Origin of the sequence: Pseudoalteromonas sp. APC 3224 (genome assembly GCF_030407535.1) — a bacterium.
Lineage (GTDB): Bacteria > Pseudomonadota > Gammaproteobacteria > Enterobacterales > Alteromonadaceae > Pseudoalteromonas.
In genome coordinates this window covers 107,519-123,077 of sequence record NZ_JASDDF010000013.1, presented here as the reverse complement: position 1 = coordinate 123,077, position 15,559 = coordinate 107,519, and the positions used below count along the sequence as shown (strand labels likewise).

At 38.2% G+C, this 15,559-nt stretch carries 17 protein-coding genes; 9 read left to right on the top strand and 8 right to left on the bottom strand.

Annotated elements, in window-relative coordinates; genetic code table 11:
• Positions 1-399 precede the first annotated feature (399 nt).
• A complete protein-coding gene (locus QL989_RS08730) occupies positions 400-1,101 on the top strand; it encodes an AHH domain-containing protein (RefSeq protein ID WP_290169788.1) in 702 nt (233 codons plus the stop codon).
• Entirely contained in the window at positions 1,098-1,688 is a 591-nt protein-coding gene (locus tag QL989_RS08725) for a hypothetical protein (protein WP_290169786.1), read from the top strand. The genes QL989_RS08730 and QL989_RS08725 overlap by 4 nt, the downstream gene beginning before the upstream one ends.
• A gap of 28 nt (positions 1,689-1,716) precedes the next feature.
• On the opposite strand, the gene QL989_RS08720 is transcribed toward QL989_RS08725, so the two are convergent.
• Positions 1,717-2,862, bottom strand: coding sequence for a site-specific integrase (locus QL989_RS08720; RefSeq protein ID WP_290169784.1), 1,146 nt, complete (start codon positions 2,860-2,862; stop codon positions 1,717-1,719).
• Positions 2,863-3,442: 580 nt separating this feature from the next.
• Between QL989_RS08720 and QL989_RS08715 the strand changes: the two genes are divergently transcribed.
• Positions 3,443-4,471 carry a hypothetical protein gene (locus QL989_RS08715; RefSeq protein WP_178956434.1) on the top strand — a complete coding sequence of 343 codons (1,029 nt, stop codon included), beginning with the start codon at positions 3,443-3,445 and terminating at the stop codon, positions 4,469-4,471.
• Positions 4,452-4,577 (top strand): hypothetical protein, encoded by a 126-nt coding sequence (locus QL989_RS08710; RefSeq protein ID WP_256729715.1) that lies wholly within the window; start codon positions 4,452-4,454, stop codon positions 4,575-4,577. The genes QL989_RS08715 and QL989_RS08710 overlap by 20 nt, the downstream gene beginning before the upstream one ends.
• An 805-nt stretch (positions 4,578-5,382) precedes the next feature.
• Here QL989_RS08710 and QL989_RS08705 read toward each other — a convergent pair.
• The 3 genes from QL989_RS08705 to QL989_RS08695 all read right to left on the bottom strand — a co-directional run bounded on the left by QL989_RS08705 (position 5,383) and on the right by QL989_RS08695 (position 8,680).
• Complete coding sequence (locus QL989_RS08705) at positions 5,383-6,315, bottom strand: exopolyphosphatase (RefSeq protein WP_178956433.1); 933 nt, start codon at positions 6,313-6,315, stop codon at positions 5,383-5,385.
• A gap of 133 nt (positions 6,316-6,448) precedes the next feature.
• Entirely contained in the window at positions 6,449-7,897 is a 1,449-nt protein-coding gene (locus QL989_RS08700; RefSeq protein WP_290169782.1) for a dihydrolipoyl dehydrogenase, read from the bottom strand.
• Positions 7,898-7,951: 54 nt separating this feature from the next.
• Positions 7,952-8,680, bottom strand: a complete 729-nt coding sequence (locus QL989_RS08695) for a glutathione peroxidase (RefSeq protein ID WP_008111816.1) — start codon at positions 8,678-8,680, stop codon at positions 7,952-7,954.
• Positions 8,681-8,793: 113 nt separating this feature from the next.
• On the opposite strand from QL989_RS08695, the gene QL989_RS08690 reads away from it, so the two are divergent.
• The gene (locus tag QL989_RS08690) at positions 8,794-9,693 is read left to right on the top strand and encodes a LysR substrate-binding domain-containing protein (RefSeq protein WP_290169779.1); all 900 of its coding nucleotides are present in this window, start codon (positions 8,794-8,796) and stop codon (positions 9,691-9,693) included.
• Here QL989_RS08690 and QL989_RS08685 read toward each other — a convergent pair.
• Positions 9,690-10,877 carry a flagellar assembly protein T N-terminal domain-containing protein gene (locus QL989_RS08685; RefSeq protein ID WP_138605264.1) on the bottom strand — a complete coding sequence of 396 codons (1,188 nt, stop codon included), beginning with the start codon at positions 10,875-10,877 and terminating at the stop codon, positions 9,690-9,692. The genes QL989_RS08690 and QL989_RS08685 overlap by 4 nt on opposite strands.
• A gap of 139 nt (positions 10,878-11,016) precedes the next feature.
• On the opposite strand from QL989_RS08685, the gene QL989_RS08680 reads away from it, so the two are divergent.
• On the top strand, positions 11,017-11,475 hold the full coding sequence (locus QL989_RS08680; RefSeq protein ID WP_010387855.1) for an LPP20 family lipoprotein: 459 nt from the start codon (positions 11,017-11,019) through the stop codon (positions 11,473-11,475).
• Positions 11,476-11,563: 88 nt separating this feature from the next.
• On the opposite strand, the gene flgN is transcribed toward QL989_RS08680, so the two are convergent.
• From flgN to flgA, 3 genes are all read right to left on the bottom strand, one after another.
• Positions 11,564-11,995 (bottom strand): flagellar export chaperone FlgN, encoded by a 432-nt coding sequence (flgN, locus tag QL989_RS08675; RefSeq protein ID WP_033104122.1) that lies wholly within the window; start codon positions 11,993-11,995, stop codon positions 11,564-11,566.
• Positions 11,988-12,308 (bottom strand): flagellar biosynthesis anti-sigma factor FlgM, encoded by a 321-nt coding sequence (gene flgM, locus QL989_RS08670; RefSeq protein ID WP_010387860.1) that lies wholly within the window; start codon positions 12,306-12,308, stop codon positions 11,988-11,990. The genes flgN and flgM overlap by 8 nt, the downstream gene beginning before the upstream one ends.
• Before the next feature lie 74 nt (positions 12,309-12,382).
• A complete protein-coding gene (gene flgA / locus QL989_RS08665) occupies positions 12,383-13,090 on the bottom strand; it encodes a flagellar basal body P-ring formation chaperone FlgA (protein ID WP_198523551.1) in 708 nt (235 codons plus the stop codon).
• Between the two features lie 138 nt (positions 13,091-13,228).
• Between flgA and QL989_RS08660 the strand changes: the two genes are divergently transcribed.
• The 3 genes from QL989_RS08660 to flgB all read left to right on the top strand — a co-directional run bounded on the left by QL989_RS08660 (position 13,229) and on the right by flgB (position 15,557).
• The gene (locus tag QL989_RS08660) at positions 13,229-14,167 is read left to right on the top strand and encodes a chemotaxis protein CheV (RefSeq protein WP_138605267.1); all 939 of its coding nucleotides are present in this window, start codon (positions 13,229-13,231) and stop codon (positions 14,165-14,167) included.
• 20 nt (positions 14,168-14,187) lie between these two features.
• Positions 14,188-15,018 (top strand): protein-glutamate O-methyltransferase CheR, encoded by an 831-nt coding sequence (locus QL989_RS08655; protein WP_138605268.1) that lies wholly within the window; start codon positions 14,188-14,190, stop codon positions 15,016-15,018.
• Positions 15,019-15,146: 128 nt separating this feature from the next.
• Positions 15,147-15,557 carry a flagellar basal body rod protein FlgB gene (gene flgB / locus QL989_RS08650; protein WP_138605269.1) on the top strand — a complete coding sequence of 137 codons (411 nt, stop codon included), beginning with the start codon at positions 15,147-15,149 and terminating at the stop codon, positions 15,555-15,557.
• The last annotated feature ends 2 nt before the right edge of the window (positions 15,558-15,559 follow it).

The window sequence follows — 15,559 nt, the reverse complement described above, 5'->3', positions numbered from 1 at the left end:
TTTTGTAAATTAGTAAATTAGTAAATTTATAGCAGTAATTTTATAGCCAGAGGCAAGTGCGCTTGCCTTAGCTTTATTTTAAAGCCACTATGACCTCGAAACTCTCTAACAGTATTTCAGTCTACTCTTTTCATTACCAACTTACTCGTAAAGTAGTGATACAAGTCGTTTACCTAAAGTAGGTAATGTTCGCATCTACTAAAAGTGCCGCCCAGTCATATCTAAAATCTAGTCTTGGTTATTCATTGCCTTTAAGTATATAGCCAATATTCCCCGATAATTTGTAACTAGGATTAATAACGATTAGTTTAAAAAGTATTTATGCTCTTTGATAAATGGCTTGCGTTTTAATTGGGGCTATATTAGATTCACCACATTGAAATAATGGACTATTTTACTATGCAATTACAAAAAACGTACCCTAGACCCGAACGTCCTTCAGATCCATCTCCGCTAGCAATGGCTATTTATAACTTCGAATTAAAAGCAAAGAAGTATCATGACGAGGCTAACAAGCAAAATCCCGATACTGAGAAGTTAAAAAAACTAGTTAACGATTATGATCATCTACAAGCAGAAAAAAAGCGTATCGAATCTGTATCTATTGCGCAAATAGCACTTAAAGAATACCGAGAATTAAACTCATCGGCTGCGCAGTTTGAACTTGCTGAAGAACAGCACCATCCAACAAATACACTTGCGCGTTACTTATTTTCAGTTGGTGAGCCTAAGCCTACAAAAGAGCATGAAGCACATCATATTATTTCAGGTAAAGGGCGATACAACCAACAAGCTATATTACGAGCAAGGTTAAACCTTCATATGGCAGGTATAGGGATTAATGATCCACATAATGGCATTTGGCTTATTAACTTTGTTAAAAATAAAGCTCATGACTGGGCTACAAAAGATGCGCCACCACACAGAAAAATACATAGATACAATTATGAATCATGGATAGGCGGTAGCCTAGGTGGGGACATGAACGGAAACAAAGCGTTGTTCACCAATAAACTTCGAAATGTAAAAGTTGCAATTAGGACTGGTACGTTGCCAAGTAAAATATTTGAGAAAATAGATAAGCAGTGGAAAGGCATATGAATGTATATCAATTAAGAAAGCCAACAAATGCTTACGATGTAATTAACCTTGATATAATGGAAATGTCAAAACAGATAGTTAAGAACTCGAATAAGCCTATGAGCGATAATATTATTCAAGTCGTTATGAATGATGTCCCTAAAGGAAAAGCTACATTATCAGAGCTATCTCCTAATGGTTTTGAATGTAAGCATGAGCCAAGGGCAAAAAAGCAAAACTATGACGTTAATTTATACGGTTCATTTTTAGTGCTGAATGATTCTGCTTATGAGCGCTTAAATGCCTATTTAAGTGAATTTGGTGAGTTCATTGATTTAAAGACTAATGGTGATAACTTATATTTGTTCAATCCATTAATATTTGCTCAAGAGGATTTGAGCCTAACAGAAAGAGCATACCTAGATGGCTTTGAAGATGGGTTAAAGTCACTTGCTTTTGATGATGAGGATATAAGCAAAAAGCTTATTTTTAAATCGAAAATGCAATCAGGTCTGTCACTCTACTGCACCGACGATTTCAAAAAATTAGTTAACGATAATAATCTGACAGGGCTAGTTTTTAATACCGACTTACTCACATACTTCTAAACTATCTGGCAGTAATACTTGAGTAGGTTTAACCAATCAAATTAACCGCTGCTGCTTTATGTTCTGGCGCTAAGTGTGCATATCTTAGCGTCATTTTTAAGTCACTATGACCTAAAAGTTCACGCACTGTATTTAAATCTACACTTGCCATTACTAGCTTACTTGCAAAGTGGTGGCGTAAGTCGTGAAATCTAAAATCGGTTATGCTTGCATCTTCTAAAAGTGCTGCCCAATCATATCTAAAATCTACTATTCGTTGCTGGTTACTATCTTTAAACACATACCCAATATTTCCCGATAGTTTTTGCCAATCATTCAACACATTAAACGCCTGTGTATTTAAGGGTATGTGGCGAGTATTGCCTGATTTAGCATTTTGAAAATCGACCGTCAGTATTTTTTTATCTAGGTTAATGTCATTCCAATTAAGCGATAAAATCTCGCCTTTACGCATACCTGTATTGATAGCAAGAATAACGATAGTGGTGAGGTGCTTAATATCGAACTTAGCAAGGCTTTCCCGTAAACGGTATTCTTCATCTTTTGATAAATAGCGAACTTTCGCGTTATCTACAGTTTGAGCCTTAACTTTTTGTAAATCGTGGCTATCAATAACTTCCCATTCGACCGCACGGCTTAAGCAGCCTTTAATTAAATTTAGTTGGCGGTTTGTAGTTGCTGGTTTAATTCCATCAGCTAAGCGCTTATTTCGCCATTTTTCCACTTCCCATGCTGTTATCGCTGAAAGTTGAAAGTCCATGAATTTACTAAATGCTGATTGAAATGCCTTTTTTGTTTTCTCTGCTGTTTTGGGGTTACGAGATAACAGCCAAGGAAAATATTTTTCGTCTAAAAAGTGTTGCAGGGTAGATAGTTTTGATTCTTTAGTTTTAATGCGGTCTTGCTTTTTTACTTCGTGAACATTAGTACCCTGAGTTACCTCGGCAATTTTATTTTTTGCTAAATCTCTGGCTTGTGCTGGGGTAATTCGTCCATCATAGCCTAAGTGATAATTTACTTGTTTGCCTTTGTGCCTATAGAACAAGAAGTAAGATATTGCTCCTACACTAGATATGCGAGCATGAAAACCTGTTACTTCGGTATCATTTAATCGTTTATCGGCAGGTTTTAAAGCTTTAATACTCGATAACGTTATTTTGGCTTTGACTGGCATGCTGTTTCTTCTTGTGTAGCACATATGTAGCAAGTGCATTGTGCCGCAAAGAACAAGGGAGAACAATGGTGTATTTTTTTTGTTTGTTTTTAATTTATTTAAAACAATTGCTTATGTTAGTTTTTTGTTTTTTGTTGTTCATTGGGGTATATAGGAATACATCTATAAAATGCACTCCTAAGGGGCAGTTGCAGGTTCGATTCCTGCAGGGGCTACCAATAAAATCAATGGGTTACGAGCACCTCCTGTTGTGAAGTTTATTTTTTATAGCGCATTTATAGCAATCTAAATTGAATTATTATAATTTTAGAGAGGCTATTTATACCTTCTTAATACCCCCGATAATTTTGTATCGTGATTTAATTTATAAGCATCTAATAAATGCAAAAGTAGCTGGTTGAGCTCATCTGCACAGATGTAAAGTTAATAGTTTTTTCTACTTGAAGGCTTATAGTCTTATTTAGTTTATTGGAATTTATAAGCCTTTGATGCATAATTGTCCGTTATGGTATTTTTTTAATGGATATGAGCATAATAACCGAGGATTGGTAATTCGAATGAACAATAGTGTATTCAAATTATGAAAGTAGTTATCTTATCAGGTGCAGGACTTTCTGTTCCTTCGGGTTTACCTTTATATGAAAACATCAAAGAAACTCCTGAGTATAAACAGTTTCAAGTAGCTGATGAATCTGAATTATTGAAGTTAATTGAGGCTATTGGCTACAGATACGCGACATTTATGCCAAATCAAGCTCACTTTGAATGTAAGTACCTTGAGACATACTGTGATTCTATTGGTGTAGAGTTTAAACACTACACACTTAATATTGATGATTTAATCGAAAAGTCAGGTGGAAGTGCTATACATATACACGGCTCTATAGCTGAACCAAATAGTATTGTTAGTTTTAAAGATATTCCAAGCATAGATCTTTTTGAATTAAAATGGGAACAAAATGATATTTTAATTGTGTTGGGTGTCAGTAATACAGGTTTTCCATTAGCTGCTATCGAAGACAATGTACTTGCAAGTGGAGCAAGGTTTTTAAACTACAATGTGATGCCCAATAATGAAACAAGTACTGACACGGTTCTAGGTGATGTTGTAGATACTTTTAGAGCTCTAGATCATAATAATTTGCCACAGGTTGAGTTCATCGAAGTTGATTTAGGCTATACTGTAAGCCAGCTCGAATGTAATATCATGGGTGATGAGTACATAGTATATATACTTCCCTCGACTGAAAGCGATTTTAGTGCAGAAAGACTTGAAGAAACTGAATCATTAATAGGGATGGAACTCGACGAAAATTGCTATGAGATTAAGTTTGATCTTAAATCTAATATTGAAAATGAAACTCCATTTGAGCGACCAAAGGAACCTGCTACAAGAAAGCAACTAAACTTGCTAGGTAGGGTTATTTCAGGGTTAATATTATCTCATTCTATAGATAACGGGGCTACAGCTTACACTGCGTCAGCCGCAGACAAAAGACTTGTCTCATTTTACAATTTGCTTGCAAATCGGTATGTTGATCGACTAGAATATGAGCCATGGTGTGGTTTTGGTAATGACGGAGTAGATTATGCGTTCAAAAAGAAATGAAGTGACTAATCAACGTAAAGTTGAAGCTATGCGTAAGCTATCAAAAGCTTGTAATATTGCGATTAAAGCTGGTAAAGCAAAAAAAGCGATCCTGAACCCACAATAAATTAATAGCTTTATATTTATCTTAAAAAAACTGACTCTTATGTCAGTTTTTTGTTTTTAAATATCGAAAAATTATTCTTATATGTGTCTAGGTCTAGAGAATAGATTTTTTGTATTTAAACTGCACGTAATATGTGCTCTTTAGTCTACGCTTTAGTACTCAAGTTGAACAAAACTTATTAACCCACGCGCACTGCGTCAAACTACCTCTGCATTACTCTGTCTTTATTCTCTTTCTATTTAATTTATATTATTTAAAAAATGAATTTATAGAATATCACTTTACAGCTCTAAGCTGACAATGAAGTAACCGCATTTTTATATTACTTAGTACAGTTATTTACAGAACTCCAAGTAAGACCTTTTTTGCCATTCTGGCAAATAGTGAACTAAAGGTTGTTCTTGGCTTTGAGACTTTATTGGATATGAGCTAAAGCTAAATTAAGATCTTTAGCTATTTGAAATGTTGTATTTAACTACAGTTTTATTTATTGATGATAGCTTTAGCTAACTCGTTCTAGCTTTAGGTTATGCCTTTTCTACCTTCCATGAATAGTGCCTTGTGATTATAGCTTTACCAGCGAACCACAATCCTTTTACTTTAAGTATGAGTTCACCATCGTAATAGTTTTGTAAGCACTTGCCCGTTTCTTCTCATTTATAAAATCTTTTCTAATTACAAATAATAAAGCGAGTAACATAAATTTACTCGCTTTATTATTTTGATAGCTGATAGCTGATAGCTGATAGCTGATAGCTGATAGCTGATAGCTGATAGCTGATAGCTGATAGCTGATAGCTAGTTCTTAACCATCACTAGTAATTGTAGCGATAAGCTCGCTCAGTACCTGCTCAGCTTTGTTTGTTTCTACTTGGCAAGTACCAGCATTTAGATGGCCGCCGCCACCGTATTTAAGGCATAACTCGCCAACATTAGTATTGGAGCTGCGGTTGGTGATTGATTTACCAATGGCGTACACCACGTTTTGCTTTTTAAGCCCCCACATTTTATGTATTGAGATATTACATTCGGGGAACATGGCGTAAATAACGAAGCGGTTAGTAGCGTAAATGGTTTCTTCTTCGGTTAAATTGAGTACCACTAAGTTGTCGTGTACTGATGAGCAGCGGTCTATTTGCTCTTTAGCTTGTGCGTTGTGCTCGTGGTATAACGCAACACGCTCGGCAACATCTTCCATTGCTAGTATTTGTTCTATGCTGTGATCTTTACAGGCGTCAATTAACTTCATCATTAACTGGTAATTAGAAATTTTGAATTCACGAAAACGGCCAAGTCCTGTGCGCGCATCCATAATAAAGTTCATCAGTACCCAGTCTGTTGGGTTTAAAATTTCGTCTTTTGTAAATTGTGCCGAATCCCCTTTATCAACCGCTTCCATCATGTCAGTTGAAATATTAGGGAATTTCTCTGCGCCACCATAATAGTCATAAACAACGCGTGCTGCAGAGGGCGCATCTGGGTCAATAATATGGTTTTTTATATCGCTTTCGTTACGAACGGTTTCACTTAAGTGGTGATCAAATGCAATATGACAACCGGCAACATAGGGGAGGTTAGTGGTAATGTCGTTGCTGGTAATGGCTATTTTACCGTCTTGCATGTCTTTTGGATGCACAAATAAAATATCGTCGATTAAATCTAAATCTTTAAGTAATACGGCACACACTAGGCCGTCAAAATCGCTTCGAGTGACAAGTCTATATTTATTATTGCTCATTTTCGGTCCATTTTTGTTTGTTTATTAATCTGAGTGTAGCAGTTTAAACTCCATTTTATATACCAGTTTTTAACATAAAAAAAGCCAAAACAATGGTTTTGGCTTTGAGTAGCAAGTGTGTATTAGTGATGTGTTATGCGCCTGGGCCACATTCCATACAATGGTTAATAATGTCTGGGCCAAATTTTAATTTAGCGTTTAAATCACGTAGTGCAGTGCGTAGGCCTTCTTCAATAACAGGGTGATAAAAAGGCATATCAAGCATTTGTGGTACAGTCATTTTGTTTTGTACAGCCCATGCAAGTAAGTGTGCTATGTGCTCTGCTTGAGGGCCTATAAATTCAGCACCTAAAAATAAGCCGGTACCGTGCTCGGCATACACACGCATGTGGCCTTTGTTTTTTAGCATAACGCGGCTGCGGCCTTGGTTTTCAAAGCTGACTTCGCCTATTTCAAAGCAGTCACAGCTTCCTAATCGTTCGCTAATTTCTTTAAAGCTTTCACCAACCATAGCTATCTGTGGGTCACTAAATACGGCGGCAATTTTAGCGCGGCGTAAACCCGCACGTACATGAGGGTAGCGGCCTGCGTTTTGCCCTGCGATTGTTCCTTGATCGGATGCTTCGTGAAGCAGTGGGATCATGTTACTGGCATCGCCGGCAATAAATATGTTTGAGTCGCCACATTGCATAGTGTGGGCATCAGCGAGTGGTACGCCACGCTCATCAAGCTCTATGCCGGTGTTTTCTAACCCTAGTTTATCGGTGTTAGGTACTCGCCCTGTTGCAGCCAGAACATAGTCAAACTGCTCGGTATGTTTAACATCTTGTTTGTCGGTATAGGTTAGCTCTGCTTTATTACCTACCTGTTTCATATCTGAAACGTTTGAGTCGGTATCAACATAAAATTCTTCTGCAAATACGGTGTTAGCGTAATCTTTAACTACTGGGTCGGTTAGTGGGCCTATGGCACCACCTACACCAAAGAGTTTTACCTTTACCCCTAATCGGTGCAACGCTTGGCCAATTTCAAGGCCTATAACGCCTGGGCCAAATACGGCTACTGATTCTGGTAAATCATCCCAGTCGAATACATCGTCATTAATAATCAGTCGGTCGCCAAAGTTATTAAATACGCCAGGGTAAGATGGGCGTGAACCTGTTGCTATTACAAAGCGTTTAGCAGTGATAATGGTGTGCTCATCTATTTGCACGCGGTTGGCGTCTAAAAACTGTGCATAGCCACGAATTTTATCTTCGCTAGGTATTTCATCTACGGCTTCTACTACGAATCCTGCAAAGCGATCGCGCTCACTTTTAACTCGTGCCATGACGGCTTTACCGTCAATAACCGGTTTTGAGCTGTGAACTCCAAAGGCAGGTGCCATTTCTATTGAGTGCGCGGCTTCTGCTGCAGCAATCAATAATTTACTTGGCATGCAACCAACACGTGCGCAGGTTGTACCGTATGGGCCTGATTCAATCATAAGTACGTTTTGAGTAAACTGTTTAGCATTACGGTAGGCACTTAAACCAGCGGTACCTGCACCTATAACAACAACGTCGGTTTGCAATTCTTTCATAGTGTTTTTCCTTTAATAAACAAGGGCGTTGCAGCCCCTGTTTTATTTACTTAATTAAGCAAAGTATTTTTCTAAATCGTCTGAGCCACCAATGTGCTTACCACCAATAAATACTTGTGGTACGGTTTCACGGCCCGATACTGCTTTAAGGCTGGTAAGTGATGCGCCAGCACCCATTACGATTTCTTCAAAAGCAAAGCCTTTAGCTGTAAGTAGCTCTTTTGCTTTTTTACAGAAAGGACAACCAGGCTTAGTAAATAGAGTAACCGCCTCTGGTTTTACTTGAGTTGGGTTGATGTAATCAAGCATAGTGTCAGCGTCTGATACTTCAAACGGGTCGCCTGGTAAATCTGGCTCGATGAACATTTTCTCTACTACGCCATCTTTAACCAGCATAGAGTATCTCCAGCTGCGCTTACCAAAACCTAAATCGTTTTTATCAACTAACATACCCATGCCGTCAGTAAATTCACCGTTACCATCTGGTAGTAAAGTAATGTTTTGCGCTTCTTGATGTTCAGCCCATGCGTTCATTACAAAGGTATCGTTTACTGATACACAAACAATGTCGTCAACGCCATTTTGTTTAAGTACACCAGCTAACTCGTTGTAGCGTGGTAGGTGAGTTGATGAACACGTTGGTGTAAATGCACCAGGTAGTGAAAACACAACGACTGTTTTGCCTTTAAAAATGTCGTCTGATGTTACTGATTTCCACTCGTCGTTCTGACGCGTTGCAAATGTAACGTTAGGGATTGTTTGACCTTCAATATTGTTTAACATGTTTTTAGTTCCTCTTGATTTGTTGATAGCCATTATGGCGAACAATTAAATATAGTTCCAATCGTTTGTTTGTATTAAACTGATAGGCATAAGCTATCAGGTTGTATGTGAATATGAACTTAAAAGATTTAGAATATGTAAAAGCCGTTGCGCATTTTAAACATTTTCGCAAAGCGGCTGATGCCTGCTTTGTAAGCCAGCCCACCTTGAGTGGGCAAATTAAAAAGCTAGAACAAGAATTAGGGGTTATCTTATTTGACCGTTCAACTAAGCACGTCACCTTAACAACCCAAGGTGAACGTTTGTTGACACAAATCACTCTTATATTAGAACAAACTCAAATATTAAAAGAACTGGCTGCTACTTCTAACCAACCGTTACAGGGCAAGCTGAGTATTGGTATTATTCCTACTATTGCCCCGTATTTACTACCTACACTGCTTACATCAATGAAAGCGGCATTTACTCAAAGTCAGTTTTCGTTTATTGAAATGCAAACTTCTACCATTTTAGCTGCGCTAGACAGTGGCGAGGTGGATTTTGCAATTTTAGCGGATGTGCCTGAGCTAAAAAATTACCATACTATTAATGTATATAAAGAAGACTTTTTAGTTGCGGTATCTGCTGATAACGCTTTAGCTGTAAATAAAAAGGTAGCACTGCAAGACCTTCAAGGTAGTAACCTATTAATGTTAAGTGATGGCCATTGCTTTAAAGATCAAGCTCAGCAGTTTTGTTTTTCGGCAGGAGTGGATGTTTCTAGCCAGTATCAAGGTAATAGCTTAGAAACCTTATTAGCGCTGGTGGCGATGGACGATGGGGTTACGTTTGTGCCAAAACTTGCTGCAATCCCCCGAGAGGGAATTCATTATTTGCCTATTTTTCCTAATCAGCAACGTAATATTGTATTGGCCTGCCGAAAGCACTACCCGCATTTATCTGGGGTTGAGCAGTTAGCAGATTGGTTAAGCGCTCACGATAATTTAAAAGTTAAGCTAACCCAAGTACTTTAGGGCGTTGCAACTTCCACAATATCGTTAATTTGTACGCCCGGTAAAGGCTGATCATTAATACTGACGGCAATGGCACTGTGCTGATATAGCTGCTCTACACGAATACGGTTCAAAGTGGTTATAGTATGCGGCATGGTGTTGCCTTGCGCGTCTGTTAAATAATTATGATGAGCAATACTCAGCTGTTGGCCTTTTTCTAAGCCATGTGCCTTTCCTAAATTAATGACGAGTTTATTATTTTCCATGTGCATAATTTTGCCTTGAGTGGGTAGGCACGCCATGGCTGCTTGCAAATCGTAACTTAGGGTTTGGTTTATCTCACTAATACTTTGACCAAAAGGTGACTGCCAAAAACGATTACTGTTTACATCAATAATAGTTGTTTTTTCAAATGGCCAGATAGCTTGGCTTTGATAGCTTTGTTGCCACAAGGGTTCATAAGTAGTGCCATTAAATAAACTAAACTCTATTTGGTAGTGACGCTGATAGCTTTCATCTTGCCAAAATGCATAGTCGCTATTGAGTTTATCGCTGGTGGATAAACTGGTAATTTGGCTTAACAACACGTATTGCGCGTTACTGCGCGATGAAATTTCCTCTAACTGGCTGTTAGAATAGTCATGCTGTTGATTAAAATAAGTATCGACTTTTATCGCTTTATTGAAATAGGCAACAGGGACGGCACTCATTTTTGATTTTTGCAGTGCCGTGTAGATGTTTTTGCTTACGGCTTTATTAATGTCAAATATTTGACCCATTCTAGCGTGTTCGCGATTAGTTAATTGGCTTTGCGTCACGGCTATAAATTTATTGAAGTTGCTTTGCGGGCATTGTTCGGTTTGTGCAAAAATATCTAGGCGTAAGGTAATCGCAAATTCATCACTGCTGCGGTTTTCGCTAACGAGTTCTATTTTTTGGATTTCGCCTTGGCTACTTATTTTTAGTTGGTCTTGAGTTAATACGCCATCTACAAGGGTTTGCACTGAACTTACACGCGCCCCAGAAAATACTAAGGCTTGGGTTATCGCATCTTTTATGGCTGCGGCTTTTGCACTAGGAATATCGCTATTTTGAATAACCGCATGGCCTGTAGACTCATACCACTGAGCGTGGGTAAAAGGTGAAAACGTTAATACAGCAGTGGTGCTTAATCCTGCCAATACTGCTTTTAAAAACGACTTCATACTCTTACTCCAATTAAACGTTAGCGTTAATGAGTCTCAGCAAGTAATGTACCACTATTATTTGTTGTTACAGAATATAGGTATCACTGGCATTAAACGTGCATAACTGAGTTTAATTAGTTTTTAAAGGCCCTGTATGATGCGAGTAATGCCATTAATGATCACATTAGGCTGCTTAACGTTAAGCGGTTGTAGCAATATATTTGATAAGCACGTTGAATATAAATATGTTGAGCCAAATAATTACCCTGTATTAAAAGCAATAGGGTACGCGCCCATTAGTTTGCAGTCGGGAAGTAATGACACTCAAAAACAACTTATGGCCATTAAGGCCTCAAAGCTCGAGGCTTATCGTGAACTAACCGAACAAGTATACGGGCAAAAAATTACCGCAGGTACAACGGTCGCAGGCTCGGTTGCCCAAGATGATTATTTACAAAGCAAAGTACAAGGTATTATTAAAGGCGCACAAATTATAAAAACCTATGCCGTTAATGATATGTATATAACCGAGCTTGAGCTTAATATGAAACGCGTGCACGACTTGTACATCGGTGAGATAAAACCACGGGAAGTGAAAAAAGTCACTTATTACTAAGCGACAAGTTATTACTAACCGACAAATTATTACTCATAAAAAAACGCCTAAACGAATAATCGTTTAGGCGTTTTTTTATGAGTATTCTTTAGGCTTTTAGGTTACGCACAATGCTGTTGTCAGTATTAACTACGCTACCGGCTTGATCGTAGGTCATAGACGAAGGTGCGCCAATTAAAATACCCTTTAATTGCTTTACACTTAACTGCGCCTGGTGCGCTGCATGAGCGTTAACTTCATTTTGTTTTTGACACTGCTCAAGCTTTTCTCGAGTTAGCTTTATTAAGTCAGCGTTTTCATCTGTTTGCTGATCATTACTGGCAATCAGTTTACTGAGTTCTTTATCTAGGGTGCTTATGCTGGTTAAAAAAGACATTTTTTGTTGGGCAATTTCTTTTAAACCTTCGCCTCTTCGTGAGGCAATAGCATCAAGTTCTTGAGTAAGAAGCTCACTCAAGGTTGTTAAACAATTTATTTGTTCGTTTAGTTTAATCGTAATTAAACTATTGTGATCAGCCATAAACATTAAACTCGAAGTCTGCTAAATTTTTGGCAAGTTTCTCACTGTCTATTTGATACTTGCCTTCGGTAATCGCTTTTTTAAGCTCAGCAACTTTGTTGCTGTCAAAACCAGAAGACTGCTCTGCTTTTTCTTGTAAAGATTTTAATTGCTTGGCCTGCGGTGTTAAGCTCACCGAATCGCTTGCAGCTTTAGGTGAAGGCGTTTGCGCAGCTTGTGTATTTGCATTATCTCTTTTTAAATCAACTTTTTGCTGTTGAGTGTTTGTTAAAACACCAGGCTGTTGATTTGATTTGTTAACTTGACCGACCATGATAAAAACCCATTTATTACCCAACTGATGCCTATATATCGGCATTTACTAAAGATACTTTAGCATAAATTACATTAAATATTTACCTGCACAGACTCTACACCATCTACCCGTGCATTTAAAACTTTACCTGTTTTTTTGTTTTCTACTCGTACTTGTTCACCTAAGGTTCCATCCTCTAATGCAACACCCGTGGTTTTTACTCTTAACCCTTTAATATTGGCAAATATGTTAACAGAGTCGCCTTTGCAAACCATACAAATTTGATTGAGTAGTACTGGCATACCTTCACGAATATTACGTTTGCTGCGGCTACCAATAAGTTGTGCAGGATCATCAAGATACTGAACGCGTATAAAGTGCGCAGGGCGCATATCAATACTTAAATGGGATGGAGTAATCACTTCACCTCGTGCTAAATTAGTCGTTGCAACTACAACGGGTGCTGATTCAGTGATTCTGACATGTACGTATTGTGCCCAGTTGTCACTATCGTTACATTTTATTTGAATGGTGACTTGACGATTAAAAGGGGGCTCACTTGGCGTTACTAGCTCTGGCTCAGAGTTACAATGGCGATCAGGTATGCGGCTATCTAACGGTAATGCGCTAAACTGTATTTTGTTATCATTTGTAGTCACTGCTTTTTGTGCAACATAAGATACAGCCATTTCTTGAAGTGATTCTTTACTAAATACTTGAGCCTTTAGTGGCAAAGTGAAGCAGAGGCTAGCAAGAAAATAAAAAACACTGTATCTTCTGATTTTTTTTAACAAACTCATAATGTTTCGACTATGCTTATGGTTGCAAACAGGGTATAAATATTTTGCGTCAGAATTTAGACGCCCCCGTTGTGTTATGACGCTTTATTAATTGAAAGCAATTATCGTTCCTTATATTTGTTTTCTTAGGAGATTTAAATGGCCGGTATTTTAGACTCAGTAAACCAACGTACTCAGTTGGTTGGGCAAAACCGCTTAGAATTATTGTTATTTAAGCTTAACGGGCGTCAGCGCTTCGGCATAAATGTGTTTAAAGTAAGAGAGGTATTACAATGCCCGCCTCTTACTAGTATGCCAAAGGCTAATGCTTATATTCGAGGTGTTGCACATATCCGTGGCCAAACTATTTCGGTGATTGACTTATCTATGGCTGTAGGTGGCCGTCCTATAAAAAATATAGAAGAAGGTTTTATTATCATTGCTGAATATAACCGTTCAGTTCAAGGATTCTTAGTTGGTGGCGTTGAGCGGATTGTTAACATGAACTGGGAAAAAATACTGCCTCCGCCATCAGGTGCGGGGCGTTATTCTTATTTAACAGCCGTGACTGAAATTGAAAATGAGTTAGTTGAGATTCTCGATGTTGAGCAAATTTTAAACGAGATTTGTCCAGTAAATACAGAGGTTAGCGCAGATGTTGCGGCTCAGGCTCAAGGTAGTATGCAAAAAGATTTGGGTGAGCGTATAGTATTTATAGCCGATGATTCGGCCGTGGCACGAAATCAGGTTAAACGAGCGTTAGAGCCTTTAGGCGTAACTACTGAACTTGCTAAAAATGGTAAAGAAGCTTTAATAAGACTAAAAGAAATTGCAGAGCTTGATTGTGTTAACGATATTACAGAGCGAGTAGGGTTACTTATTTCAGATGTAGAAATGCCCGAAATGGATGGTTATACGCTCACTGCAGAAATTAAGGCAGATCCCAAACTTGCACCATTGCATGTGATTTTACATACTTCATTAAGTGGTGTTTTCAACCAAGCAATGATTGAAAAAGTAGGGGCTGACGATTTTATAGCGAAATTTAATCCAGACGAGCTTGCTACAGCCGTTAATAAGTGGGTTCATTGTGATTAATAAACATAGGTGTTATTGATTTGACTAATAAAGATTTGCAGCAAACAGAATACGATCAATTTCGCTTATTTTTAGAACAACAGTGCGGTATTGTTTTAGGTGAAAATAAGCAGTATTTGGTTAAAAGTCGCTTGGCGCCATTAATGTCCCGATTTAATGTTGAATCGTTATCTGAACTGGTTAGCAAAACACTTGGCGTACATGAGCGCCAATTGCGCGCTGCTGTTGTTGATGCCATGACAACCAATGAAACATTGTGGTTTAGAGATCAATATCCATTTGAGTTGCTCAAAACCAGATTATTCCCTGAGTTTAAAGCGCTAAATAGACCATTAAAAATATGGTCTGCTGCGAGCTCTTCAGGGCAAGAACCTTATTCAATTGCTATGTCGGTAGCTGAGTTTCAATCAAGTAGTCCTGGTGTTTTAAAAATGGGTGCACAAATAGTGGGTACTGACATCTCAAATACCATGCTGGATATGTGTAAAAACGCTGAATATGATGCATTGGCACTGGCTCGCGGGCTATCGGCTGATCGTCGTAAGAAATTTTTTAAAGACAGCGGCAATGGTATGGCACAAGTGGTTGACTCATTGAAAAAGCAAGTGAGCTTTAGGCATTTAAATTTGCTCGACTCGTACGCCTTGATGGGTAAGTTCGATATTATATTTTGCCGTAATGTTTTAATATATTTTTCACCTGAGGTGAAAGCCAAAATAATTGCACAATTTTCTCAAGCACTTAACCCTAAGGGGTATTTATTTTTAGGTGCGTCGGAATCTATGTCTGGTTTGAGTACCGAATTTGATATGGTACGTTGTAACCCCGGCATTATTTACCAAAAGAAATAACGAATATTAAGATATACCCCCTCCTAAAAACGGCGCTGTAGCGCCGTTTTTTGTTTTTATCATCACTACTTTCATTGCTGGCTTACTTATTGCTTTATTGATACTAAGTCAATTTTTTGGAGATAGTTATGGCTATCAGTTTTGATAAAGCATTAGGCGTGCATCCGCATGCGATGTTGATCCGTTCGCAAAGAGCAGAAATGCTCGCCACTAATATCGCAAATGCTGATACGCCCGGCTATAAAGCAAAAGATATCGACTTTGCCTCAGCATTAAAAACGGCAAAGTCTAACCAACTAAGCGGCAATACGATGGTAAGAACCAACGAAAAACACATTGCCGGTGGTACCCGTTTTGTAGGTGGAGATGAATTATTTCGTACGCCAAATCAAACAGATACAGGTGATGGTAACTCTGTTGATATACAAGTGGAACGGAACTTGTATACACAGAATGCTATGGAGTATCAGGCCAGTGTCCAGTTTCTTAATGGTAAATTTAAAGGCCTGAAAAAAGCCCTCGGTAGTCAAGGAGCCTAATT